24 protein-coding genes are annotated in these 21220 nt (G+C 56.6%); 13 read left to right on the top strand and 11 right to left on the bottom strand.

The features are described 5' to 3' along the window. Positions 1 to 154: 154 nt before the first annotated feature. The 8 genes from sufC (at position 155) to JUE30_RS00165 (ending at position 7621) form a co-directional block, all read left to right on the top strand. A complete protein-coding gene (sufC, locus tag JUE30_RS00200) occupies positions 155 to 922 on the top strand; it encodes a Fe-S cluster assembly ATPase SufC (protein ID WP_203623122.1) in 768 nt (255 codons plus the stop codon). Then, on the top strand, positions 915 to 1937 hold the full coding sequence (locus JUE30_RS00195) for a SufD family Fe-S cluster assembly protein (protein ID WP_203623121.1): 1023 nt from the start codon (positions 915 to 917) through the stop codon (positions 1935 to 1937). Before sufC ends, JUE30_RS00195 begins: the two co-directional genes overlap by 8 nt. Then, complete coding sequence (locus JUE30_RS00190) at positions 1930 to 3126, top strand: aminotransferase class V-fold PLP-dependent enzyme (RefSeq protein ID WP_203623120.1); 1197 nt, start codon at positions 1930 to 1932, stop codon at positions 3124 to 3126. Before JUE30_RS00195 ends, JUE30_RS00190 begins: the two co-directional genes overlap by 8 nt. Then, positions 3113 to 3556: a Fe-S cluster assembly sulfur transfer protein SufU gene (sufU, locus tag JUE30_RS00185; protein ID WP_203623119.1), complete on the top strand. Its 444-nt coding sequence runs from the start codon at positions 3113 to 3115 to the stop codon at positions 3554 to 3556. The genes JUE30_RS00190 and sufU overlap by 14 nt, the downstream gene beginning before the upstream one ends. Next, positions 3549 to 4985, top strand: a complete 1437-nt coding sequence (gene sufB, locus JUE30_RS00180) for a Fe-S cluster assembly protein SufB (protein ID WP_203623118.1) — start codon at positions 3549 to 3551, stop codon at positions 4983 to 4985. Before sufU ends, sufB begins: the two co-directional genes overlap by 8 nt. Before the next feature lie 131 nt (positions 4986 to 5116). Then, positions 5117 to 5497, top strand: coding sequence for a DUF1694 domain-containing protein (locus JUE30_RS00175; RefSeq protein ID WP_203623117.1), 381 nt, complete (start codon positions 5117 to 5119; stop codon positions 5495 to 5497). Positions 5498 to 5509: 12 nt separating this feature from the next. Continuing rightward, entirely contained in the window at positions 5510 to 6481 is a 972-nt protein-coding gene (locus tag JUE30_RS00170; RefSeq protein ID WP_203623116.1) for a DUF2785 domain-containing protein, read from the top strand. 267 nt (positions 6482 to 6748) lie between these two features. Next, positions 6749 to 7621 (top strand): helix-turn-helix transcriptional regulator, encoded by an 873-nt coding sequence (locus JUE30_RS00165; RefSeq protein ID WP_203623115.1) that lies wholly within the window; start codon positions 6749 to 6751, stop codon positions 7619 to 7621. A 63-nt stretch (positions 7622 to 7684) separates the two neighbouring features. Here the strand turns inward: JUE30_RS00165 and JUE30_RS00160 are convergent, their stop codons facing one another. The 5 genes from JUE30_RS00160 to JUE30_RS00140 form a co-directional block, all read right to left on the bottom strand. Beyond that, positions 7685 to 8182, bottom strand: coding sequence for a universal stress protein (locus JUE30_RS00160; protein WP_203623114.1), 498 nt, complete (start codon positions 8180 to 8182; stop codon positions 7685 to 7687). A 77-nt stretch (positions 8183 to 8259) separates the two neighbouring features. Then, positions 8260 to 8538 (bottom strand): hypothetical protein, encoded by a 279-nt coding sequence (locus tag JUE30_RS00155; protein ID WP_125756779.1) that lies wholly within the window; start codon positions 8536 to 8538, stop codon positions 8260 to 8262. Positions 8539 to 9125: 587 nt separating this feature from the next. Beyond that, positions 9126 to 10406 carry a replication-associated recombination protein A gene (locus tag JUE30_RS00150; RefSeq protein ID WP_203623113.1) on the bottom strand — a complete coding sequence of 427 codons (1281 nt, stop codon included), beginning with the start codon at positions 10404 to 10406 and terminating at the stop codon, positions 9126 to 9128. 78 nt (positions 10407 to 10484) lie between these two features. Further along, positions 10485 to 11438, bottom strand: coding sequence for a TMEM175 family protein (locus JUE30_RS00145; protein ID WP_203623112.1), 954 nt, complete (start codon positions 11436 to 11438; stop codon positions 10485 to 10487). 119 nt (positions 11439 to 11557) lie between these two features. After that, complete coding sequence (locus JUE30_RS00140) at positions 11558 to 12013, bottom strand: YueI family protein (protein WP_203623111.1); 456 nt, start codon at positions 12011 to 12013, stop codon at positions 11558 to 11560. 65 nt (positions 12014 to 12078) lie between these two features. Here JUE30_RS00140 and JUE30_RS00135 point away from each other — a divergent pair, with 65 nt between their 5' ends. Then, positions 12079 to 12690 (top strand): DUF1054 family protein, encoded by a 612-nt coding sequence (locus JUE30_RS00135; protein ID WP_203623110.1) that lies wholly within the window; start codon positions 12079 to 12081, stop codon positions 12688 to 12690. A 58-nt stretch (positions 12691 to 12748) separates the two neighbouring features. Here the strand turns inward: JUE30_RS00135 and JUE30_RS00130 are convergent, their stop codons facing one another. Then, on the bottom strand, positions 12749 to 14518 hold the full coding sequence (locus JUE30_RS00130) for a helix-turn-helix domain-containing protein (protein ID WP_203623109.1): 1770 nt from the start codon (positions 14516 to 14518) through the stop codon (positions 12749 to 12751). Positions 14519 to 14663: 145 nt separating this feature from the next. After that, a complete protein-coding gene (locus JUE30_RS00125) occupies positions 14664 to 15005 on the bottom strand; it encodes a hypothetical protein (RefSeq protein WP_125757410.1) in 342 nt (113 codons plus the stop codon). Between the two features lie 251 nt (positions 15006 to 15256). Here JUE30_RS00125 and arsC point away from each other — a divergent pair, with 251 nt between their 5' ends. Continuing rightward, on the top strand, positions 15257 to 15694 hold the full coding sequence (gene arsC / locus JUE30_RS00120) for an arsenate reductase (thioredoxin) (protein ID WP_203623108.1): 438 nt from the start codon (positions 15257 to 15259) through the stop codon (positions 15692 to 15694). Positions 15695 to 16235: 541 nt separating this feature from the next. Here arsC and JUE30_RS00115 read toward each other — a convergent pair. From JUE30_RS00115 to JUE30_RS00105, 3 genes are all read right to left on the bottom strand, one after another. Beyond that, positions 16236 to 16568, bottom strand: a complete 333-nt coding sequence (locus tag JUE30_RS00115) for a hypothetical protein (RefSeq protein WP_125757406.1) — start codon at positions 16566 to 16568, stop codon at positions 16236 to 16238. A gap of 108 nt (positions 16569 to 16676) precedes the next feature. Next, a complete protein-coding gene (locus tag JUE30_RS00110; protein WP_203623107.1) occupies positions 16677 to 17456 on the bottom strand; it encodes a gamma-glutamyl-gamma-aminobutyrate hydrolase family protein in 780 nt (259 codons plus the stop codon). Positions 17457 to 17587: 131 nt separating this feature from the next. Continuing rightward, complete coding sequence (locus JUE30_RS00105) at positions 17588 to 18208, bottom strand: hydrolase (RefSeq protein WP_203623106.1); 621 nt, start codon at positions 18206 to 18208, stop codon at positions 17588 to 17590. A gap of 103 nt (positions 18209 to 18311) precedes the next feature. On the opposite strand from JUE30_RS00105, the gene JUE30_RS00100 reads away from it, so the two are divergent. The 3 genes from JUE30_RS00100 to JUE30_RS00090 all read left to right on the top strand — a co-directional run bounded on the left by JUE30_RS00100 (position 18312) and on the right by JUE30_RS00090 (position 19994). Then, entirely contained in the window at positions 18312 to 18458 is a 147-nt protein-coding gene (locus JUE30_RS00100; RefSeq protein ID WP_203623105.1) for a hypothetical protein, read from the top strand. A 46-nt stretch (positions 18459 to 18504) separates the two neighbouring features. Further along, a complete protein-coding gene (locus JUE30_RS00095; RefSeq protein ID WP_203623104.1) occupies positions 18505 to 19245 on the top strand; it encodes a GNAT family N-acetyltransferase in 741 nt (246 codons plus the stop codon). A 113-nt stretch (positions 19246 to 19358) separates the two neighbouring features. After that, complete coding sequence (locus JUE30_RS00090; protein WP_125757398.1) at positions 19359 to 19994, top strand: NAD(P)-dependent oxidoreductase; 636 nt, start codon at positions 19359 to 19361, stop codon at positions 19992 to 19994. A 120-nt stretch (positions 19995 to 20114) separates the two neighbouring features. Here the strand turns inward: JUE30_RS00090 and JUE30_RS00085 are convergent, their stop codons facing one another. Next, entirely contained in the window at positions 20115 to 21107 is a 993-nt protein-coding gene (locus tag JUE30_RS00085; protein ID WP_125757396.1) for an aldo/keto reductase, read from the bottom strand. Positions 21108 to 21220: the final 113 nt, after the last annotated feature.

The following is a 21220-nucleotide window of genomic DNA, read 5'->3' as shown; positions in this document are numbered from 1 at the left end:
AGACGCCGGTTTTGCTGGCTCTCGAAGGCTGCTTCTGGGTGAAGTCCTTGGGACAAGACAGTCGGCCGACCACAATTATCTCGCATGAAAGCGGTTTGCAGGGGGTCAATTCCTGCCGTACAATGAAAGTAAACAAAGTCCAGGAGGCGCTATCTTGAGCACACTAGAAATCAAAGATCTGCACGTTAAAGTGAAGGCCGAACCCGAACATCCCGAGATTTTAAAAGGGGTCAATCTGACCATTAATGCCGGGGAGATCCACGCGCTGATGGGACCTAACGGCAACGGCAAGTCGACGCTGGCTGAAACCATCATGGGCAATCCGCGCTATGTGGTCAGCCAGGGCGACATTTTGATCGACGGGCAAAGCATCATCGGCATGGCCGTCGATGAGCGTGCGCGCTTGGGCCTGTTTTTGGGCATGCAGTATCCCGCTGAGATCAACGGGGTGACGAACGCGGAGTTCATTCGGGCGGCAATCAACGCACGCCGGCCCGATGACGACCAGATCCCAATCATGGATTTCCTGCATCAGCTCGATGACACCATGGCGCAGCTGAAAATGCCGGAGGACATGGCGGATTGCTACTTGAACCAGGGGTTTTCCGGCGGTGAAAAAAAGCGCAACGAGATCCTGCAGCTGATGATGATCCACCCCCACTGGGCGCTGCTGGACGAAATCGACTCAGGTCTTGACATTGATGCGCTGCGCATTGTCGCCGATGGCGTGAACTCAATGCGCGGTAATGACTTTTCGTCTTTGATCATCACTCATTACGAGCGCCTGCTGGATTACATCACGCCGGACGTGGTGCACGTCATGAAGGATGGCCGCATTATCGAATCCGGCGGTCCAGAGCTGGCCCACACGCTCGAGAAAACCGGCTACGAGCACCTCAAGGCGGGTGACGGGAATGATTAAACGGCTGCCTTTGGCGAACACCCCGAAGATCCCGCTTGCGCGTTACATGAAGGAAGTAAAGGACAGCCAGCCAGTGGCCGCGATGACCGTGACCGCCCCCAGTGCGATTACCGTGTCTCATCCGGCCGAGGCCAGCGGTTTTCCGCGTCGCATTTCGCTAGACGAATGGCTAACTGCCAGCCCGCAGCAAATCACCGAGATTACCGTGCCTGCCGGCTATGCAAGCGCTGAGCCGTTTCGGGTGACCGGGCCGACAGACGGCGGCGGGCTGCTTTTGATCCACGTTGGCGCTTTCGCCCATGTGGCGTTTCAAGAGCGCTGGGCGAGCGCCGGGACCAACCTTGGCGTCGGCGTCCTTGTGGACATCGGCGAAGATGCGCAGGTCGACTGGCTCACCTATGACGGGTTTCAGGCCAACATGGTGCTGGCGTCTCGGACTGCGGAACTTGCAGACCGCGCAACGCTGAACTGGACGTTGGCCGGCTTTGCCCAAAATTCAGGGGCGACTTTGATCAACGTTAACTTGCGCGGGACTGGTGCTTCGGCCACCGTCAACGTCGGGGTCCTGGCCAGCGGGCGGCAGCACGTTGGCTACACCACGGCCATGACCAATTATGGCCGTAAAAGTAAGGGGCACATCAACCAGCGCGGCGTGATTGTCGGCAAGGCCCACCTGATTTTTAACGGCATCGGGCACATCATCAAAGGCGCGCGCGGCAGCGATAATCAACAGGAAAATCGGGTGCTGATGCTGGGTAAGGATTCGCGCGGCGATGCAGACCCGATCTTGTTGATCGATGAAAACGATGTGACCGCTGGCCACGCCGCGTCCGTGACGCGCGTGGACAAGGCGCAGATGTATTACCTGATGAGTCGCGGCTTGCCGGAGGCGCTGGCCCAGCGGCTGGTGATTCGCGGCTTTCTGGAGGCTGGACTGCTGGAAATCACGGATAAGGATCTGAAAGCCGATCTGTTCAGGCAGATCGATGAAACCTTGGTGAACACAGATGAGTGATGAATTTCCATTTTTCAAGCAGCATCCGGAGTTGACCTATCTAGACTCGGCGGCAACTTCACAAAAACCGCAGTCGGTCATCGACGCGCTTGCCGCGTATTATACCGACGATAATGCCAACGTCCACCGCGGCCTCTACAAGCTAGCCTACAACACCACGGAAAGCTACGAAGCGGTGCGGGCGCAGGCGGCCCGCTTCATTAACGCGCCCGCGGCTGACCAAATTGTTTTCACCCGCAGCACGACGGACGGGTTGAACCTGGTCGCTTCAAGTTTTGGCCCGCTGGCGGTGCACGAAGGTGACGAGATTCTGGTGTCCGGCGCCGAACACCACAGCAACTTTATTCCTTGGCAGCAGCTGGCCAAGCGCACCGGGGCCAAATTTGTGGTGGCCCCAGTGACCAAAGCGGGCAACACGGATTCCGCCGCGATTGAACAGCTGCTAACGCCGCGCACCAAAATCCTGGCACTGGCGCAGGTGACCAACGTGGCCGGCGGGGCAGTCGCCATTCGCCCGCTGGCTGACCTCGTCCACGCCCGCGGCGGCTACATGGTCGTTGATGGCGCGCAGGCGGTTGCCCATATGAAGGTGGACGTGCAGGCGCTCGGCGCGGATTTTTACGCGTTTTCCGGGCATAAGATGTACGGGCCCACAGGGATTGGCGTGCTGTATGGGCGCGCAGACCTGCTGGCGGCCATGCCGCCGGTGCAGTTTGGCGGCGAGATGATCGACGAGGTGCAGGATGCGGTTTCGACTTGGGCGGCAGTGCCGCTCAAGTTTGAGGCCGGCACGCCGAACATCGCCGGCGTCTTCGGCCTGAAAGCGGCACTGGATTACATCTCGCACCTGAACATGGCAAACGTGTCAGCCCATGACCACGCGCTGGTCCAGCAGCTGCGGGCCGGCCTGGCTAAGGTTCCCGGCATCACGCTGTACGGGGATGACCAGAGCATTGGCATCGTGTCCTTTAATTTAGCCGCGGTGCACCCGCATGACCTGGCAACCGTGCTCGATGAAGCCAACATCGCGGTGCGGGCGGGGCATCACTGCGCCCAGCCGCTGATGGCGCGGCTGGGCGTGCCGGCAACGGTGCGTGCCAGTTTTGGGGTGTATAATACGCCTCAAGACGTCGAGGCGCTGATTGCGGCGGTTGACGAGGGGAGGCGGTTTTTCCATGAGTCTGACTAAGCTGGATCAACTATATCGTCAGGTGATTTTGGACGAAGCCAACCACCCGCGGCACCATGGCGTGTTGGTCAACCCGACCAGTCAGGTGACCCTGCGTAATCCGAGCTGCGGGGATGTGCTGAAACTTCAGCTGGAGCTCAAGGATGGCAAGGTCGCAGACGCGGCGTTTTCCGGTTCTGGCTGCACCATTTCTCAGGCCTCCGGCAGCCTGATGACCGATCAAATCATCGGCAAAACGCCTGCCGAAGTCGAGACCATGGTCGAGACTTTTTCCGACCTGGTGATCAACGGCAGCGTGCCGGATGAAAAAGTGCTGGGGTCGGCCTCGATTCTCAAGGGCGTCCATCAGTTCCCGGCGCGCATCAAGTGCGCCACGCTGGCGTGGAAGGCGGCTGCTCAAGCCCTAACGGAAGGTGAACAACATGACTGAAACTAAAAACACCAAGAATAATGAAGCCGTGGCGTCACAGGTCGATTTTCTCGACGATGAGAACCCCGGTGACTTCAAGGACGACATCAAGCTGGTTTACTCGACCGGCCGCGGGCTGACCGAGCAGAAAGTGCGGGAGATCTCCGCGGAAAAAGGTGAGCCGCAGTGGATGCTGGATTACCGGCTGGCGGCGTATAAGACCTACAAGAAGCTGCCATTCCCCGATTACGGTCCTGATCTGTCGGATCTTGATCTGGACAAAATGCTGTACTTCCAAAAGGCGACCGACAAGACCTACCGCGATTGGGCTGACGTCCCGGATGACATTAAACGCACCTTCGATCGGCTGGGCGTGCCTCAGGCTGAGCGCAAGTACCTCGCCGGCGCCTCGGCGCAGTACGAGTCAGAAGTCGTCTACCACAACATCAAAAAAGAGTTTGATAAGCTTGGCATCATTTTCATGGACATGGACTCGGCGTTGAAGCAGTACCCGGACTTGGTGCACCAATATTTCGGCACGCTGGTTCACCCGTCTGACAACAAGTTTGCGGCACTGAACGGCGCGGTATGGTCAGGCGGCTCGTTTATTTACGTACCTAAAGGCGTGCAAACCGACGTGCCGATTCAGGCGTACTTCCGGATCAACGCGGAAAATTCCGGCCAGTTCGAACGCACGTTGATTATTGTGGAACCAGGCGCGCACATCAATTACGTGGAGGGCTGCACCGCGCCGAACTACTCTAGCGATTCGCTGCACGCGGCGGTGGTCGAGGTGTTTGTTCAAGACGACGCGTACTGCCGCTACACGACGATTCAGAACTGGTCCAGGAACGTTTTCTCACTTGAAACCAAGCGGGCGCAGGCGATGAAAAATGCGACCATGGAGTGGGTCGACGGCAACCTCGGCAGCAAGACCACGATGAAGTATCCATCGGTTTACCTGGACGGCGAAGGCGCGCGGGGGACGATGCTGTCCATCGCCGTGGCTGGCGCCGGGGTCGACCAGGATAACGGGGCACGTATGATCCACAACGCGCCAAACACGTCCTCAAATATTGTGTCCAAGTCCATCGCCAAGGACGGCGGCGCGGTGGATTACCGTGGGACCGTGCGCTTCACCAAAAAGGCAGACAACTCGTTTTGCCATGTGGAGTGTGACACGATCCTAATGGACGAAAAGTCGACATCGGACACAATTCCGTTTACGGAGATCAAAAATTCCAATGTCGCGATGGAGCACGAGGCAAAAGTGTCCAAGGTCTCTGAGGAGCAGTTGTATTACCTAGAAAGTCGCGGCATTCCCGAGGCCAAGGCCACTGAAATGATCATTATGGGCTTTGTGGAGCCGTTCAGCAAGGAACTGCCAATGGAGTACGCCGTGGAGCTGAACCGGTTGATTTCGATGGAAATGGATGGCTCAGTCGGGTGATTCTGACCGGCTCGCGCACCAATCAGGCTGACTGCGGTCGGCCTTTTTTCTTGGCCGCGCGGTGCGTCATCGGCTGGCGAAGGGTTTCGCAAGCAGGTCGCAATGGTATAATGACCGCAGGAGGCGGCGCCATGAGCGAAGACTTAAACGACTTCATCAAAGCCAAAGCACTGGGCCTTTCGACCATCAAGCCGGACGAAAAGCGGGCGTTTTTGGGTAATTTTCGTGAACGGGTCGCCATGGCGGTGACCATTCGCCAGCTGCACGATGAACACATTGCAAGCCTGCTGGATGAGGTGCTGACGCGCTATCCGCAGTACCGGGTGTATCTCAACGGCCGCATGCCGCAGGATATGGTGGCTTACTACATGAAGCAGGCCCTGGCCCATGACATCCCGTTCACGATCATGGCGCAGCCGGGCATGCGCGTGAAAAAAGACCCGAGTGCCGATGATTTCGGCTGGGTGCTGGCCGACCCGAAAAACAAAATTGGCCGGCCGATCCTACTTTAAGGAGGGCGATTCGTGGATTCGCAAGTAGAAACAACCATTAAGAAAATTAGAGACCTGCGCAGGCAGTTGCATCAAGGTAAGGTGTTTCGCAGTTTGCCGAATGATCTGCGGCAAATCATCACCGCCGTTGAACCTGCCGCCCCAACACCGGTGACGCTACCCAACGACGACGCGGCCGCCTTGGCCAAAATCGGTGAGATCGAGGAGCGGCTGAAAGCCGAAAAGGCCATGCAGGTCAGCGATAGCGAGCTGCGGTACCTGATCGGCCACCTCGCCTCGACTTCGCCAGCAGTGCGCGACAAAGGCGTGTTTTTTCTGTTGTCCGACTTATTTCAAGCCGACGCGTTCACGGAAAAGCAGGTGGCCTGGCTGTTCACGACATTGCAGCGCAAGGACATCCTGTTTGCTCACATCACCGAACCGCAAAATGATGCCGTGTTCCTGCGCAGTTTCGCAGTCATGCTGCTGTCCGGTCTGGTGTACGCCGATCTGAACCGGTATCACCTGCTGACGCCGCGGCAGTTTGAAAACTTGTTGGTCAACCTCTGCGCCTACATTACCCTGGAAAAAGATGGTCGCGGGTACGTTGCAGAGAAGGGCTGGGCTCATGCGTATACGCATATCGGCAACTTGGCAGATGAGCTTAGCCAGGTGCCCAGCCTCACCCGCGGCGACAAACTGCTGTTGATGGCAACGGTGGTTGAGGGCTGGCAAACCGTGGCCGACTCGCTGGTGTTTGGCGAGGATCAGCGGGTGTCGTCCTATCTGGTGAACTTGGCCACCAAAAACCAGTTTTATGCGGATGCCTTGGTGATGTGCCTCACCGCCTGGCAGCAGCGCCTGCGCAACTTGAAACCGCAGGAGGATTTGGCCTTTTGGACGCGCTGGTACAATCGGTCCCGGCTGCTTGAAGCCCTTCTGATGCGGGCTGATCTGCCCAAAGTGGTGGTCGATTATCTGCAAAAAATCATTGACGCTTATTGATTAATTTAATGATAGTTACGATTTTCTCATTCATCTGAACGCAAGCAAAACTCTGGCCTGTCGGGATTCCCGACAGGTTTTTTAATAAATATATTTAAGCGATTGAGAAGATGTTCACACTGTTATAATCATTACATTCGTTACATTAGATAAATTGAATGGTCACTAACAGTAAAAAGTAGTCAAAAAACATAATTTCAAGTATAATCAAGGCATTGCAGGGGAGCGGCACGGGCTGCTCGCTGGAACAAGCAAAGGAGTGGAAACATGAGTAAGCTGCAGCCGGCATTACGTATCAAAGGGGAGAACGTCCGGCATATCCGCAAGTTGCGCGGACTGAGTCAGGCCGAGCTAGCGGAAGGTATTTGCACGCAGGCCACCATTAGCCTGATTGAGAAACGCAACAAGGTACCCAGCATGAACATCCTGATCCGGTTGGTCAACCGGCTGGGCATCACGCTTGACGACGTCGTGGTAGAAAATCAAGATCGCATTCAGCAGGCCCTCAGTGCCGTTTCGAAAACAATTCGCCGCGGGGATTACCAGGGGGCGGCGGCGCTATTAAAGAAGGTCAATGAGAAACGGGTGACCCGCGCCGAGGATCAGCGCAACTATTTTTACTTTGCGGGCATGATCGAATTGTTCGTCAGTCATAATCTGGACGAAGCGGTGTATTACTTTGGTCGCGTCCTTAATGGGACCGGGGCGGCAGCCGGTGACGTGCCAGGAATCATGGCGACTTTGGGTCTGGCCCTGGCCTATGCCGAACAGGGCAGCGCCGAGCGGGCGCGAGTTTACCTGGATCAAGCCGTCGCGCGTCTGAAGGACGGGCCGCTAAATGAAAAGCGGTATTTGGATGTAGAACTCACTGTGTATTGGCACATCAGTCGCATTTATTATGAGCTGGGCGAAGACGCGGCCGCCCTGAAAAACACCCAGCTCGGGATCGGACTGGCCGTTCGCAACGACAGTTTGTTCTTGCTGGCGGAGTTTTACATGCTGCAGGCGCGCGTCCAAACTAGGCAGGCCGATGCGCAGGCTGCCCAGTCGCAGGCAATCGCGCTGGCCTTGGCGCGGGTGACCCATCAAAGCGAACTCATCGCCAGTTTGGGTGACCTTGATCCGGCGGTTTCGGCTTAAGTCCGATCAAAGACAGACGAAAACAGCGCCCGGCGATTGAATCGCTGGGCGCTGTTCCTTTATCTAATTTGCTGGTTTATCCTTTGGCCGCTTCGTGGAAGACAGCGCCGGTTGATTGTTCAGATCCGTCCGCACGACGAGTACGTCGCACTTTGCGTTTCTTGTCACGTACTCAGTGACACTGCCGATCAGCAGGCGCTCCACCGCATTCAGCCCGGTGGCGCCAATCATGATCAAATCGATATTTTTCTGCTTTGGAATATCCCGCGCAATGATTGTTTTCGGGGCGCCGTACTCGATGGAGTAGGAGACTTTGTCGAGGCCCGCTTTGTGCGCCTGCTCAATGTAGCCCTCCATGGTTTCCTTGGCCGTGTCTGCGACTTGCTGGACCATGGCAGAATCAAAGCTTGAGACGTTGTTGAAGGCTCTGGTATCCACGATATGGATCAGGAACAATTCGCCACCATTGCGTTTGGTCACAGCGACCGCCTTTTGAAAGGCGAGCTCGGATTCATAGGAGCCATCGATCGCCACTAGAACGTGCTTGTATTGTTGTAACATGCCCATCACCTCTAACTTCATTGTAGCCGAATGCTGGGGCAAAGTGAAACGATTTCACACGCCGGCAAAGCGCTGGGCTAGTCGGCCAAATAATGTGGTACGCGCAAGCCCAAAATTCCTGCCGCCAGCGCGCCGATGATCAGGGCCAGGGCTTCCAGCCAGCCGGTGAGGAAAATTGCCGCCGCCACGGCCAACACCCCGGCGATGACAAACAGCACCGCAAATCGACCCAGTTCGCGCTGGGCGGCTTCAGCCAGCTTGGGGATGCCTAGAAAACCTCGGCGCTGATGGGTCCGGATGTAATAGGCGAGGGTGAATAAGATCACGGCAAAGATGATGAAGATGATTCTGAACATGACGTTACTCCTCTGCTTGTTGATGGTACTATCCTAGCATATCTGACCGGGGGCCGCGCGTTGACTTTTCACAGCCTGGCCTCACAGGGCGCCGGGCGAGCACTGCAGGGCGGCTAGCTGCACGCGTGCCAACTTGTCGCTTTCGATGCTTGAACCAGCCGATCCACGCTTAGAGTCGCGCCAGTGATGTCCCGGCAATGGCCGAAGCAAGGCCACTGATTCCGCTCAAACCGCCAGTTCATCGCCCCTTGGTACGAAAAAAAAGACCGACATTTGCGTCGGCCAAAGTCCGGAGACTTTTGTGAAAGGCTAAATGGTGCCGTCGAGTACCCGAATTGTTGAAACCCGCGATTAGGCAAGTGGGCCCGGACGACAAGTGCGTTAGCCATTCAGTGAGAGAACAGCACGGCACCTGCCACTTCTGGTCCCAAGGTATTGAGACTGTTCGGTCAACTAATAGATGGGGACCGCGAACACCTTAGGTACTTCCATGCTTTTACTCTATCACTGACAGCCAAAACTTGCAAGAATCTAGCCTAAGGAAAGCGCTGTAAAATGCGCTGCAGCACGGTTGTGAGCGCTTGCGGTCACGCCTTCTTGCCACGCGCCAGTGCCTGCAGGCGTGCGAGTTGCTGACTTAAGGCCTGCTCGTACTTGCCGGTGGTTTTCGGCTGGTAGTAATGGGTGTTTTTGAGGTTAGCCGGCATGTAGGTCTGTTTCACCCAGCCGCCTGGGTAGTTGTGGGGCAGCTTGTAGCCGACACCGTGGCCGAGCGCCTTGGCGCCTTTGTAGTGGGCATCGCGCAGATCGTCGGGGATTGCCCCCGCCTTGCCCGCATTGACGTCTGCGATAGCCGCGTCGATCGCGCTGATCGCCGAGTTGGATTTGGGCGCCAAACACAGGTCAATCACCGCATTGGCCAGCGGGATGCGGCCTTCAGGCAGTCCGAGGCGCTCGGCGGCCTGAATCGCCGTCAGCGTGCGACTGGCCGTCTGCGGATTGGCCAGCCCAATATCCTCGTAGGCAATCACCAGCAGCCGCCTTAAAATGCTGGGCAAATCACCAATGACGATGAGGCGGGCCAGGTAGTGCAGGGCGGCATCGACGTCCGAGCCGCGGATTGATTTTTGAAAAGCCGAGATCAGGTCGTAGTGCGCGTCGCCGTCAGCGTCGCCGTCTAAGGCACGCTGCTGCAGGGACTGGTGCATGACCTCAGTTGTGAGGCGGATCTTGCCCGCCTTTTCGGGGGTTGACAGGGTCGCCAGCTCCAGTGCATTCAGGGCTGAGCGCAAGTCGCCGTTGGTTGCCGTGGTCAAGTAGTCGCGGGCCTTGTCATCAAGTACGACCGGATACTTGCCCAAGCCGCGTTCGTCGTCTGCCAACGCCCGGTCGACGGCGGTGCCAATGTCTTCCGGGGTCAGCGGATGCACCTGAAAAATCTGGGTGCGGCTGCGGATGGCAGGCTGGATGCTCATGTAGAAATTCTCGGTGGTGGCGCCAATCATCACAATCCGCCCAGACTCCAGGAGCGGGAGCAGAAAGTCCTGCTTCGTTTTGTCGAGGCGGTGAATCTCGTCGAGCAGCAGGATGACCGTCCCGCTCATTTTCGCTTCTTCGGCGACAATCTGGAGATCTTTTTTGGTGTCGGTGGCTGCGTTCAGCATGCGAAAGGCGTACTTGGTAGTGCCGGCAATCGCGCTGGCGATGCTGGTCTTGCCCGTGCCGGGCGGACCATACAAAATCATGGAGCTGAGGCGTTTGGCCACGACCATGCGGCGGATGATCTGGCCTTCGCCCACCAGGTGCTGCTGGCCGACGACCTCATCCAAATTACGCGGCCGCATGCGGTAAGCGAGTGGCTGTTGCATATCCATCCTTCTTTCTATTGCTTTAGTCTAGCAAGCTCGGGTGGGGATGCCAAACCGGGTGTGCAAAAAAGTACCGCGTTAACGGTGCTCGTTTGGCCCTTGCTGCTTGCGCCGTTGCAGGACTTGGCGGTGCTGGTCAAACCAGGCAGCCATCTGGGCTTTTTGCTCCGGCGAAGCGTCGTCAAGCCGGTCGTGAAGCCGGCGCTTACGCTGGCCTTCCGGGATTTGATCAAGCCAAGCAGCCCAAGGTGGCAGTGGTGAGGTCGCGTCCGGTGTTTTGCTTTCAGGTGAAGGGGCCGCTGATGTTGGGGTTTGGCCGCGGTCGGCTGACTCGTTTGAGGTGGACTGCTCGTGCCAGATTCGGCGAGCAGTTTTACGCCAGTCGACATAGTCAGAAGCAGGCAGCTTGGCTAAGTCTTCTTGCTCGTCAGCGGGCAGCGCGGTTGCGTCATACATCTGTTGCCGTGCGTCAGCGTTGATCAAGAAGCTGAGGATCGGGTAGGCCAGGTAAAAGACCAGAGTGGCATGCGGGAAAAAGTACCCGGTCACAATCGCGACGATCGACAAGCCGTCCAGCCAGTGGTTGGCGTTGCCGTAAATTTTTCGATAGACCTGCTGCATGTCGGCTTTGGTCGTGTACTGAAGGTGAATAATCGATTTGGCCAACTCTCGAAATACCAGATTGATGATGGCCTGCATGATGCCGTATAAGATGACGGTTATGCGTGTGGTGTTTTCCGCCATCATTGAGGTGAACACGGGCATCAGGGACAGCACGGCCAGAAACGCCACTTCCCAAATCAGAATGCGGTAGGTCATGGTGTCGATTTCCGCGAAGGCGGTGCTGTGCTGATACCACATGTTGAAGACAAACACGAAGGTGATCAGATAGATTCCGATGTGTTTACCCATACTGAGATAGTTTGGCCAGCTATCGTGCAAGATAGGGGAGATGTCCAGTACCATGATGGTAATAATGACGGCCATGATGCCATCCGAAAAGGCATCAAGTCGGTTTTTTAATTTTTCCATAGCGACCTCCCGAATTGTTCACCGTATTTTAAAGTTAATCGAAGCACAGTGCAACTTCTTGAAGCAGCCAAAAACGGCCTCATCCAGCCAAGGGTGAGGTCGTGACGGTACTTTTGAGGTCACTTGAACAGCCGGCCGAAAAAGCCGGGTTTCTGTTTCGGTTGTGGTGTGTCTTGTGACTTGGATTCTGTTTTGGGCAGGTCGATGTCCTGAATGTTGATGGCGCTGCGGGCCACCAGCAAAATTCCAGCCCCCGTAGGCGCGAGGGTGGCTGTGCCGTCGTTGACCAGCGTGAATTGGACGTTCTTGGTACTGGCTGCTTGCATGTAAGGCGCCGTCATTTCAGGATCGAGCTTGCCGTTGATCAGCAGTTTGTATCCCGACTCGCCGGCTGTTTTGGCCAAGGCGGCAGTCACTGCCGAAAGCGCGGTTGGCGCTTCGACGTCCTGGTTGAAGACCCGGATGGCGACCCGCTCGCGCAGGGACCCTAAATAGTGGCGCCGCTCATCTGGGTTAGTCTGAGGCGGCCCATAAATGCTACTATTAAGGTGTTGTTGCAGATCATCGTCAGCCATGGTCAATTCCTCCTTGGTGGCGCTTGCAGCGCATGTACATTCAGTATAGCAGAAGGGGGCGTGCCATGTTCACCGATCAGGATTTTACTGTTTTTGATGAGCCGACACTGGAAGGCCGGTTGGACTTAATTCGGCGCGTGATCGATCCGAAGTTCGAAACTGCTGGCAATCAGTTGGCCGAATTGCTCGAGGAGGCAGGGCTGCCGAAGCTGACGCTGCACGTAGCCAAACATTTGCGGCGCCACAAGAATCCGCCGCCGGACACCTGGCTGGCGCTTTCAACCAGCCAGCGCGGCTACAAAATGACGCCGCACCTTGAGCTGGGCTTGTGGGATGACCGTCTGTTCCTCTGGCTGGCCTTGCTGCAGGAAGCCAAAAAGGTGCCGGTTCGCGTGCCGTTTGACTCGCTGCGGCCGCAGATGGTGTTGCTGCCAACCGACATGGAAATTGGGGCCGACCACACCAAAAAGGCCGTGCTGCCGTTGACCCTGTCGAATTTTGACCGGGTCAGCAAACGGTATCTGACTACGCAGGCCGGAGAATTTTTGGTGGGGAAGACCTATCTGCGGGCCGATCCGCTGTTTGCGGAGCCCGATGAGCTGTGGGCTGACCTGCAGGAGCGGGTGGTCCGTTTGGCTCCGGTGTTTAAGCTGTTGCTTGACGCCAATCCAAGCTGAGCAAAATAGCGCGCATCTGTTTTGATGGCGCGCTATTTTTGACCCGATTGTTAACTCGCTACTGCTGACGGCACTGGCCGCGGTAAGCCGTCAGCCAGTGCTCAGAATAATTCGCCGTATTATCAAATGGACAGAGGGTGCGGGTATCGGCGATCAGTTGCGCCGCCGCCTGCCGGGTGGCTTCGGTGTCGTGCTGATAGACTTGGGCGAGCGTCTGCAGCTCGGTGACCTCGCAGATGGGCCACCAGGACAGTAGCCAAGATTCATACGTAAAGGCAGCGGTGAGCTTGGGGATCACGCTGTCGACGTGAAAGTACACGGCGCCGTATATGAAGTTATCACAGTTATCGAAGAGCTGGGCCGCCACGTTACTTTGCGGCTTAATGCGGGCTAACACCACCGTAACCAGCTCGTCGTAGTAGGTTTGATCGATGCGGTTGATGTTCAAGTTGAGCAGCTCCATGTCCTGCGAACTGAGTGTGGTCAGGGAGCGGAAGTAATCGACTATCGCCTTCTGCTCGCTTGGCGTCGCATCCGCGTACAGCGGATCGTGGTCAGGCAGCGCGCCTGGTGCGGCCCAATGGAACGCGGTGGTCAACCCGGCTTGGTACATGACACGCAGGCCCTCGGGAAAGTTGGGCGTGGTTCGGCGGAACTCCTCAAGCAGGTTGACCAAGTCATCTCGCGTGTAATGGGCTTGCTGGAAGTTGCTGGCCATGGTGTAGGCCTTCAGGCGATAACGGCGGAAGGTGCTGGTCGCGTCGGTTGCCGCTTGCATTTGGCTGGTTGGCACAAGAAGTCGCTGCATCAACGTCAGCGTGCTGTGAAAGCCTAGCGTCGTCTTGCCATTTTCAAACCGGGATTGCGCTGCTGCGGACCAGTCCCCAATCACGTCTTTGACGGTCAGCCCCCGCTGCTTGCGAAGTCGTGCCAGGGTGGGGCCGAACATTAACTTCGCATCTGGGTCAATGGCCAGTGCGGAATCGTAATGGTCCTCGATTACCTGGTTGTGCCAAGCATGTTTAGCGCCAGCTGTTTGTACTGAGTGGTCAAGAAAAGCTGCCAGCTGCGTTGCGCCGACTCGGCGTAGTGCGCCAAGAATCGGGGCGGGGTCGCGGTGTTCGGCAATCGCGCTTATGGCCAAAAACTGCGGCATCACGCTATTGAAATGAATCTGCAGTGCCGGGATTGGGCTGATGCGCTGCATGTCGGCGGCAATCTGCGCGTACAATGGCTTGTCGTTGTGCAGCAGTGCCACTAGGGCTAGGCGCCACAGGGCCTGCCGCTGATAGCCTAGCGTTTGGCCCGTTAAGGCGGTTAGCCGCTGCCATAACAACGTCGTCAGTTCATGACTGGCAAAGGGCACTGCGCTCGAAATGAGATAAAGTTCGAAATTGCTCCACTTGCTCGGGTAGGCGAGACGATCCGCCAGGGTCTGTTCCAACGTCAGGGGCAGGTGTCGGTCTTCAGTCTCAGGCAGGCGCAAAAATGGCTGAATCTGGCGGATCAGCGCGGCTAATGGTTCGGCGCAGGTTTGCTGCTGAAGAAAAGTGTCCACCTTTGTAGCCAAGGCCGTCCGCTGGCCCTTGATGATCTCCTGAAGGCCATTGGGGAAGCCTTGGGTCTGAGCGCCTAGCATTTCGCCGAGGTCGTCTACACCCATCCCGATGTTAAACATCAGCTGGCCGGCAATTTTGAGACTGATATCACCCTGGCCGCGTTCAAAGCGCGAAATGGTTGCTGTGTTAAGCCCATTGGCGGCCTGCTTCATCGAGATGTGCCGCTGCGTGCGAAACGCCCGAAATAGTTCACCCAAAGTCTGCCCCATGCCGATTTCCCCCATCCAAAGTGCCAACCTAGTTGCTAATAGCATAGCACCAAGCGCCGTGAGGATGGGTCAATTTTCTGGCGTTAGGCATCAAAAAAGCCTTCTCTGATCACTCGAGAAGGTCACAGTAAATTGACGGCCGTTGTTACGCGACTGAGTCGTCGCGCAACACTTTAAATTCGATTCCCAGCATTTCCTCGATGGGCTTGAAATGAACGCCATGTGAGGTGTCGTCGGCCAGGAGAAAGGCGTTGACGTCCGGGGTGTGGTTGCTGAGGGTGCCACGTTCGGAGAGCCAAATCTTCAACTCCCCGGTCGTGTCGTCATAAAAGCCGCGCAGCGAAGGGATAATCTCGCCATCCAATTCAAAAGTCGAAGTATCGAACAGGTCCCAGACAGAGTTGACAAAATCGTCCAGATTATCGTCGTTGGCAAGCACATCGTGAGTCTCTGGAAGCAGGGCGAGAAAAGTTACCTTTTTGGTCATTAAGAATCCCCCTTTAATTGACCGAACAAATGGGACATCATTATGCTTCAATGGCGGCGCGCTTGCAACCTCTTTTACAAAGACGACAGCTGGCAAAAAGCATATCGGTAGACAGCAGCAACCCGCACCGTTTGGGCGAAGTCTCACCTAGACGGCAAGCAAGCGGTGGAGGTTGATTCAGGGCAGAGATGGTTGGTCAGTCGCAGGCCGGGTATAATAGAAATAAGGTGAGTGCGAAAGGTGGTGGGGTAATGCCGCAAATTTACTTTCTGTGTACGGGCAACTCGTGCCGCAGTCAAATGGCCGAAGGATTTGCCAAGCAGATTATGGGCAAACAGTGGCGAGTGGCCAGCGCCGGTCTACAAATCGACGGGCTGAATCCGCTGGCGGTCAAAGTGATGGCCGAGCGCGGCGTGGACATCAGCGCGCAGTACTCGAAGCTGATCGACCCGCAGTATCTGCGGTCATCTGATTTGGTGGTCACATTATGCGGGGATGCGCGTGATCGCTGCCCAGCAGTGCCAGCAACGGTTCGACGGCTGCATTGGCCACTGCCGGATCCGGCCGCGGCCACGGGCACCGACGATGAAGTGCTTCAGGTTTTTCGCACCGTGAGAGACGACATTGCGCGGCGGGTGAGCGAGTTGACACAGCAAGCTGGCTGCGACCAGGAATTCAAACGAGGCTGAGACATAAAGCGGTTTTAGTCCAAAATGCAACTGCCCCTGCACCACGATTTGGTTTTAAAATCGCGGTGCAGGGGCAGTTGTGTGCTAAGGCGTTGTTTTATGTTTCGCGGCTAGGCAATTTTGTCTGACTTTGGCTCTTCTTGGTGAGCGAATTAAAAAAACCACCATTGCTGGTGGAAAAGTTTGGGGGAACTTTTTGGGAGTGTTGCCATTCCTCTGGCAGCTAATGTTGGTTCTGCCTTTGGACCTCTTTAGAGTATCACATCTTATCAGATTTGATAACTAAAAAATTCAGAATTGGCCAAAATATTTATTCATAACCAATTTGATGGTCCGCCAATCATCACTATTGGAGCTTTGTACATCTTGCTAACCATGTCGACACCTCCGCTTCACAGGCTTGCAGCCGGTGCCTATCATGGGGCCCCGAATGATAGAATTTTCAAGATGAAAAGTCAATTTTCACAATCTCAGGTCTATTCAGACGGTTTGCCATTAGCCAATACCAATGGCTTGCTCTGACGCTTTACCTCATCGGCAGTCATAGCTGACCGCTATCGATGATTTTTCGCATCGCAGTTTGCACGGCCATCAGGGTCATGTGCGGGTCTCGCTTGAAGGCGGGGACTAGTTTGGCGGCGTTCAGAGCGTCAGTTTGCAGCAGTTGCTTACCCGTGATGTCCAGAACGATCAAGTCCGTATTGCGCAGCCGGGCGGTGAGGTAGCCGCCTTCAATGCCCTCATCCAGGAGCTCCTGAATCCAGTTTTGCAGTCCGCCTTGTACCACCTGATCCTCGTTCATCGGCTCACCATTTTGCTGACTTTTTGCTACGAGTGCGGCAACTTGCGCCATTGTTTCGGGAATTTCGTGCATGAATGCCATCTCCTTTGTCTTTTCACGGGCATTGTACGCTTACTGCCCAAAGAAAGGAACTGCGCCAACTTAAAAAGCCAGCCGTTCTGGCGACTGGCCGTGAAAATATTAGCTGACTTTAGCCTGAACGGCCGGATTCTGCGCGTTTTTCGCTGCCGCGGCGCGTTGCACCAGTAAGACGAAAGGCCGCAGTTGGGCGGCGTCCTGCTGCCACAGGTTCTCCGGGTGCCACTGCACGGCCATGATCTGGCTGTCACGGGTATCGGCGACCGCCTCGACCACACCGTCCGGGGCGGTCGCAACAATCTGGAGGCCGGGCGCTACCTGTTTGATTGCCTCGTGGTGGCGCGAGTTAACGTAAGCGTGTTCGCCCACCAGTTTGGCCAGCTGCGAGCCGGCTTTGACCGTGACATGGTGGGTCGGGTACTGCCCTGGAGCCGCCTGCGCGTGGCGAATGGTGGCATCGGGGTCCTGGTTCGCCAGGTCTTGGTACAACGTCCCACCCAGCGTGACGTTCAGGATCTGTAAGCCGCGGCAGATTGCGAAAATTGGCTTGCCAGCGGCAATCGTGGCCTTGATCAGGGCCTGCTCGAAGCGGTCCTTTGGATAGGTCACACTGCCAATAAAGCGGGTCGGCTCTTCGCCGTAAAGCGTTGGGTCAACGTCTGGCCCGCCTGGCAGCAGCAGCCCATCAAACGTCGCAACGGCGGCCTCGGCCAGCTCAGTCGCCAGGGTCACGTCATCGGGAAACGGTAAAATGATGGGGGCCCCGCCGGCTTTAATGATGGCGGTTTTAATGTCACGCGGGGCAAAGTCTGCGTGATTCAAGTTGAGCTCAGCCGATGGTGTGTCGAGGGCATCACCGGTCATGGCAATAATGGGACGCATGGGATCAATCCTTTCAGAAAATCATTGTCACCTACTTTAGGACATATTTCCCAGCAGTCAAGTAAAACTTGGTAAACTATCGACGCGAAAAAGCCGCCCAGCAGTTGCAGGGCGGCAGAGTTGCCAGACGCTTATTCAGCATGGAAGAAGTCGTCGTTTTCAAACATCAGCTTCACAAAATCGTGGGCGTACTCGGTGCGGTTCCAATCGCGCTGCCACTCGCAGGCCAGTTGGGCGTTAGAGATGAGTTCGGCACCGGCCTGTTCGACTCGGCGCAGCGCGGTTTCGTGGGCTAACGTGGACGTGCCCCCAATCGCGTCCACCACTGGGAAAACGTGGTAGCCCTCGCGCAGCGCGTCCAGTGTTGGAAACGCCATGCAGGCCTCGGTCCACAGGGCGCACATGATCAGATTCTTGCGGCCGGTCGCGTGCACGGCTTCGTTGAAGTCCTGGTCCTCCCAGGCGTTGATGTTGGTGCGGTCAAACGTAGGCTGATCCGGCATCAGGTCGCGCAACGCCTTTAGCGTGTCAGCGTTGCGACCGGTCGCGACGTTCACGGTACTGAGGACAATGGGGACGTGATAGGCCTGTGCTAGTTTGATGGTGAACGACACATTTTTGACGAGCTGCGGATGGCCAATCGACTGAATCGACGAGACTTGCGTGGGCTGGTAATCAATTACCAGCAGGACGGAGTTTTCTGGGGTCAGCAGCGGATCTTCTTCTGGGTTGCGACGCGGATAACTGGTCATGATGCTTACCTCCTAATAATTGGATACGCTTGCATTGTAGACTGTGGCGCGGATAATGACTAGTAAAGCGACTCGGGTTGCGAGACGCGTTAAGGAGGGTGCAATGGGACAATTCTTTCACTCGCTGTTCAAAGGAATCGCCAATTTTTTCACGCTACTGGCAGGAAATATCAATCGGCCATTTTTGCCGCCGGATTCGGTGCGTAAACGGACCCCGCGTCAAGATAAGGACGATTGGCGCCACCGGTGAGTCTGGTTTGCGGCAGTACCTGAAGCACTCAAGGAGATGACAGCCGATGACGAAAATCACGGATCAACTGGCTTTGGAGTTTGGCCTCGCGCCGGCGGATTTTGCGCGGCCGTACAACCGGTTCATCACGGCGCCGCCAGTCAGCGGGGCGCGGTATTGGGCCCGCGACGCTGGCGACCTCGTCGTGTATCAGGATCATCTTTACGTCCGCACGACCAACCCGCTGGTGACTGACGGCATCGCGCTGGATTTCAACACCACGGCGGGTGAGTGGTTTTTCGCGTGGCCGCACCTGCGCGAACTGGAGCGTCTGCTGCACCGCTACGGCTGGCAGATTACCAACCACGCGCCGTTTTTTCTGCCGACTGGCACAATCCAGCCGCCAAGCGACGCGCACCTGATGCTGATTGAGCAAGCCGACATCCCGCTATTCAAAAAGGACAAGCGGATCCACGAGGCCTTTGCCTTCGATGATGTTGATCCCGATATGCTGGGGGTTGGCTATTTTGACGATGGCCAGCTCAAGGTGGTGGCTGGCGCCAACCAAAATGGGCGCTACACCTGGGAAATTGGCGTTGAGGTGCTGGATCCGGCCTTCGCGCGCCAGGGGCTGGCAGTCAAGGTGGTTCAGTTGCTGACTGCAGAAATTCAACGGCGCGAACCCGAGATGTTGGTGGTTTACGGCACGCAATTTTCGCACATGCGGTCAATGAACGTGGCCATTCGCGCGGGCTTTAAAGTCGGTTGGACAGAGCTGACGTTTGCGCCGATTCGCCGGCACCACTGACCTCAGGTGCGAGCCGTGGTTGCGCCTTGGTCGGTAAATGAGTAGGATGACCACTGATTCAAATGAGGTCAATTAGCGTTGGCCGTGGTCACGGACATAGTAGGAGGGATAGCATGAAAATTGGCATTATCGGCGCTACTGGCCGCGTCGGCCAAGCGATGGTGGCAGCGGCACTGGCAAAGGGCCATGAAGTCACCGCACTTGTGCGCAATCAGGCCAAGGCCGAGAAGCTGTTCGGCAGCACAGTTTCATTGGTGGTCAAAGACGCACTGACCTTGGACCGCGTTGATTTTGACGGGTTGGACGCGGTCGTTGACGCGTTTGCCTCGCCGCAGGCCTTCCAGCACTTGGATCTGGCCACGCGCCTGATCACGATGTTTCGAAAGACAGAGAAGCCATATCTGCTGTTCGTGCTGGGGGCAGGCTCGTTGCAGCTCCCATCGGGCGAACGGTTGGTGAAACAACTCGAAAAAACGGCTGCTGGTGCGCCTTGGGTCAAGACCCCACAGCAGCAGCTCCATGAGTACCAGTACCTGCAGTGGATCCAGGACGTGGCGTGGACGGCGGTCTCGCCGCAGGCCAACTTGATTGACGGAGCGCCGAGTGACTACCGGCTGGGCACCGACGCCGTGATGACCGCGCCTTCAGGCAAGTCAGAAGTCTCGGTAGGTAACCTGGCGACCGCAGCCATCGCGGAGCTTGAGGCCAAGACCCACTTGCGGCAGCGCTTTACAGTCGTGAATGCTTAGACAGCAAAAACTCTGATTTCAGCCGGCAGTCACATTGCTGCCGGCTGAATCAGAGTTTTTTTGTGTGGTTATTGTCGTGGGTTGATGGCCAAGCGGTCAGGCGAGACGGCGCGAACTTTTTTAGGCGAGAACGTGGTCGATGGCGCGTTCTTCTTCTGCGGTGAACGTCAGCTTGTTCAGCGCCTTGACGTTGTCATCAAGCTGGCTGACCTTGCTGGCGCCGATGATGACACTGGCCACCGCCGGCTGTCGCAGATCCCAGGCCAGCGCCATTTCGGCAAGGGTCTGGCCGCGCTTTTCGGCGATGGCGTTCAACGCCTTGATCTTGTCCAACTTGCTTTCCACGTCAGCCACGTGCAGGAATTTGCTGTCCTTGCGAGCGGCGCGAGAATCTTCGGGGATGCCGTGCAGGTAGCGCCCGGTCAGCATGCCCTGCGCCAGCGGGCTGAAGACGACGGCACCGGTGTGATCCTTGGCCAAGGTCGGGAACAGCTCTTTTTCAGGGTCGCGGCCGAACATATTGTAGCGGTCCTGATGAATGATGTACGGGGTCTTGAGCTCTTTGAAGATGGCGGCAATCTTTTCGGTGTTTTCCGCGTTGTAGTTTGAGATGCCGACATACAGCGCCTTGCCGCTTTTGACCAGCTGGTCGAGAGCCAGCGCGGTTTCCTCTAGCGGGGTATCCGGGTCGAAGCGGTGAGAGTAGAAGATGTCAAAATAGTCGAGGCCGGTGCGGCGCAAGCTTTGGTCGCAGCTGGCAATAATGCTTTTACGCGAGCCCCACTCGCCGTATGGGCCTGGCCACATGTAGTAGCCGGCCTTGGAAGTGATGACCAGCTCGTCACGGTACGGCTGGAAGTCCGCTTTGAAGATTCGGCCAAAATTGGTTTCGGCGCTGCCGGCGTCCGGGCCGTAGTTGTTGGCAATGTCAAAGCAGGTGATGCCCAGGTCAAAGGCGTGGCGCAGCAGGTGCCGCTGATTTTCCAGCGGGTCAACACTGCCGAAGTTGTGCCACAAGCCCAGTGACAGGGCGGAGAGTTTCAGACCGCTGTTGCCGACGCGGCGGTACTGCATATTATCGTAGCGAGTTGGTGATGCGAGATAGTTTTCCATAATCTTGCTCCTTTGTCAGAATCGGAGATAGCGCTTTCTCATCTCTGCTTTTCACATTATCACTTATCCCGGCCGCGGCGCAAAAATTTTCGGCGGCTTCGGTACTATGGTAT

Origin of the sequence: Lacticaseibacillus sp. 866-1, assembly GCF_016861825.1 — a bacterium.
In the GTDB taxonomy this organism is placed as follows: domain Bacteria; phylum Bacillota; class Bacilli; order Lactobacillales; family Lactobacillaceae; genus Lacticaseibacillus.
The sequence above is the reverse complement of the archived record's forward strand: the minus strand, read 5'-3'. Positions and strand labels throughout refer to the sequence as shown.

Excerpts from the sequence above, each read along its gene's own strand:
- JUE30_RS00195 (WP_203623121.1), top strand. The coding sequence starts at position 915 with ATGATTAAACGGCTGCCTTTGGCGAACACCCCGAAGATCCCGCTTGCG.
- JUE30_RS00190 (WP_203623120.1), top strand. The coding sequence starts at position 1,930 with ATGAGTGATGAATTTCCATTTTTCAAGCAGCATCCGGAGTTGACCTAT.
- sufU (WP_203623119.1), top strand. The coding sequence starts at position 3,113 with ATGAGTCTGACTAAGCTGGATCAACTATATCGTCAGGTGATTTTGGAC.
- sufB (WP_203623118.1), top strand. The coding sequence starts at position 3,549 with ATGACTGAAACTAAAAACACCAAGAATAATGAAGCCGTGGCGTCACAG.
- JUE30_RS00175 (WP_203623117.1), top strand. The coding sequence starts at position 5,117 with ATGAGCGAAGACTTAAACGACTTCATCAAAGCCAAAGCACTGGGCCTT.
- JUE30_RS00165 (WP_203623115.1), top strand. The coding sequence starts at position 6,749 with ATGAGTAAGCTGCAGCCGGCATTACGTATCAAAGGGGAGAACGTCCGG.
- JUE30_RS00160 (WP_203623114.1), bottom strand. The coding sequence starts at position 8,182 with ATGTTACAACAATACAAGCACGTTCTAGTGGCGATCGATGGCTCCTAT.
- JUE30_RS00155 (WP_125756779.1), bottom strand. The coding sequence starts at position 8,538 with ATGTTCAGAATCATCTTCATCATCTTTGCCGTGATCTTATTCACCCTC.
- JUE30_RS00150 (WP_203623113.1), bottom strand. The coding sequence starts at position 10,406 with ATGCAACAGCCACTCGCTTACCGCATGCGGCCGCGTAATTTGGATGAG.
- JUE30_RS00145 (WP_203623112.1), bottom strand. The coding sequence starts at position 11,438 with ATGGAAAAATTAAAAAACCGACTTGATGCCTTTTCGGATGGCATCATG.
- JUE30_RS00140 (WP_203623111.1), bottom strand. The coding sequence starts at position 12,013 with ATGGCTGACGATGATCTGCAACAACACCTTAATAGTAGCATTTATGGG.
- JUE30_RS00135 (WP_203623110.1), top strand. The coding sequence starts at position 12,079 with ATGTTCACCGATCAGGATTTTACTGTTTTTGATGAGCCGACACTGGAA.
- JUE30_RS00130 (WP_203623109.1), bottom strand. The coding sequence starts at position 14,518 with ATGGGGCAGACTTTGGGTGAACTATTTCGGGCGTTTCGCACGCAGCGG.
- JUE30_RS00125 (WP_125757410.1), bottom strand. The coding sequence starts at position 15,005 with ATGACCAAAAAGGTAACTTTTCTCGCCCTGCTTCCAGAGACTCACGAT.
- arsC (WP_203623108.1), top strand. The coding sequence starts at position 15,257 with ATGCCGCAAATTTACTTTCTGTGTACGGGCAACTCGTGCCGCAGTCAA.
- JUE30_RS00115 (WP_125757406.1), bottom strand. The coding sequence starts at position 16,568 with ATGCACGAAATTCCCGAAACAATGGCGCAAGTTGCCGCACTCGTAGCA.
- JUE30_RS00110 (WP_203623107.1), bottom strand. The coding sequence starts at position 17,456 with ATGCGTCCCATTATTGCCATGACCGGTGATGCCCTCGACACACCATCG.
- JUE30_RS00105 (WP_203623106.1), bottom strand. The coding sequence starts at position 18,208 with ATGACCAGTTATCCGCGTCGCAACCCAGAAGAAGATCCGCTGCTGACC.
- JUE30_RS00100 (WP_203623105.1), top strand. The coding sequence starts at position 18,312 with ATGGGACAATTCTTTCACTCGCTGTTCAAAGGAATCGCCAATTTTTTC.
- JUE30_RS00095 (WP_203623104.1), top strand. The coding sequence starts at position 18,505 with ATGACGAAAATCACGGATCAACTGGCTTTGGAGTTTGGCCTCGCGCCG.
- JUE30_RS00090 (WP_125757398.1), top strand. The coding sequence starts at position 19,359 with ATGAAAATTGGCATTATCGGCGCTACTGGCCGCGTCGGCCAAGCGATG.
- JUE30_RS00085 (WP_125757396.1), bottom strand. The coding sequence starts at position 21,107 with ATGGAAAACTATCTCGCATCACCAACTCGCTACGATAATATGCAGTAC.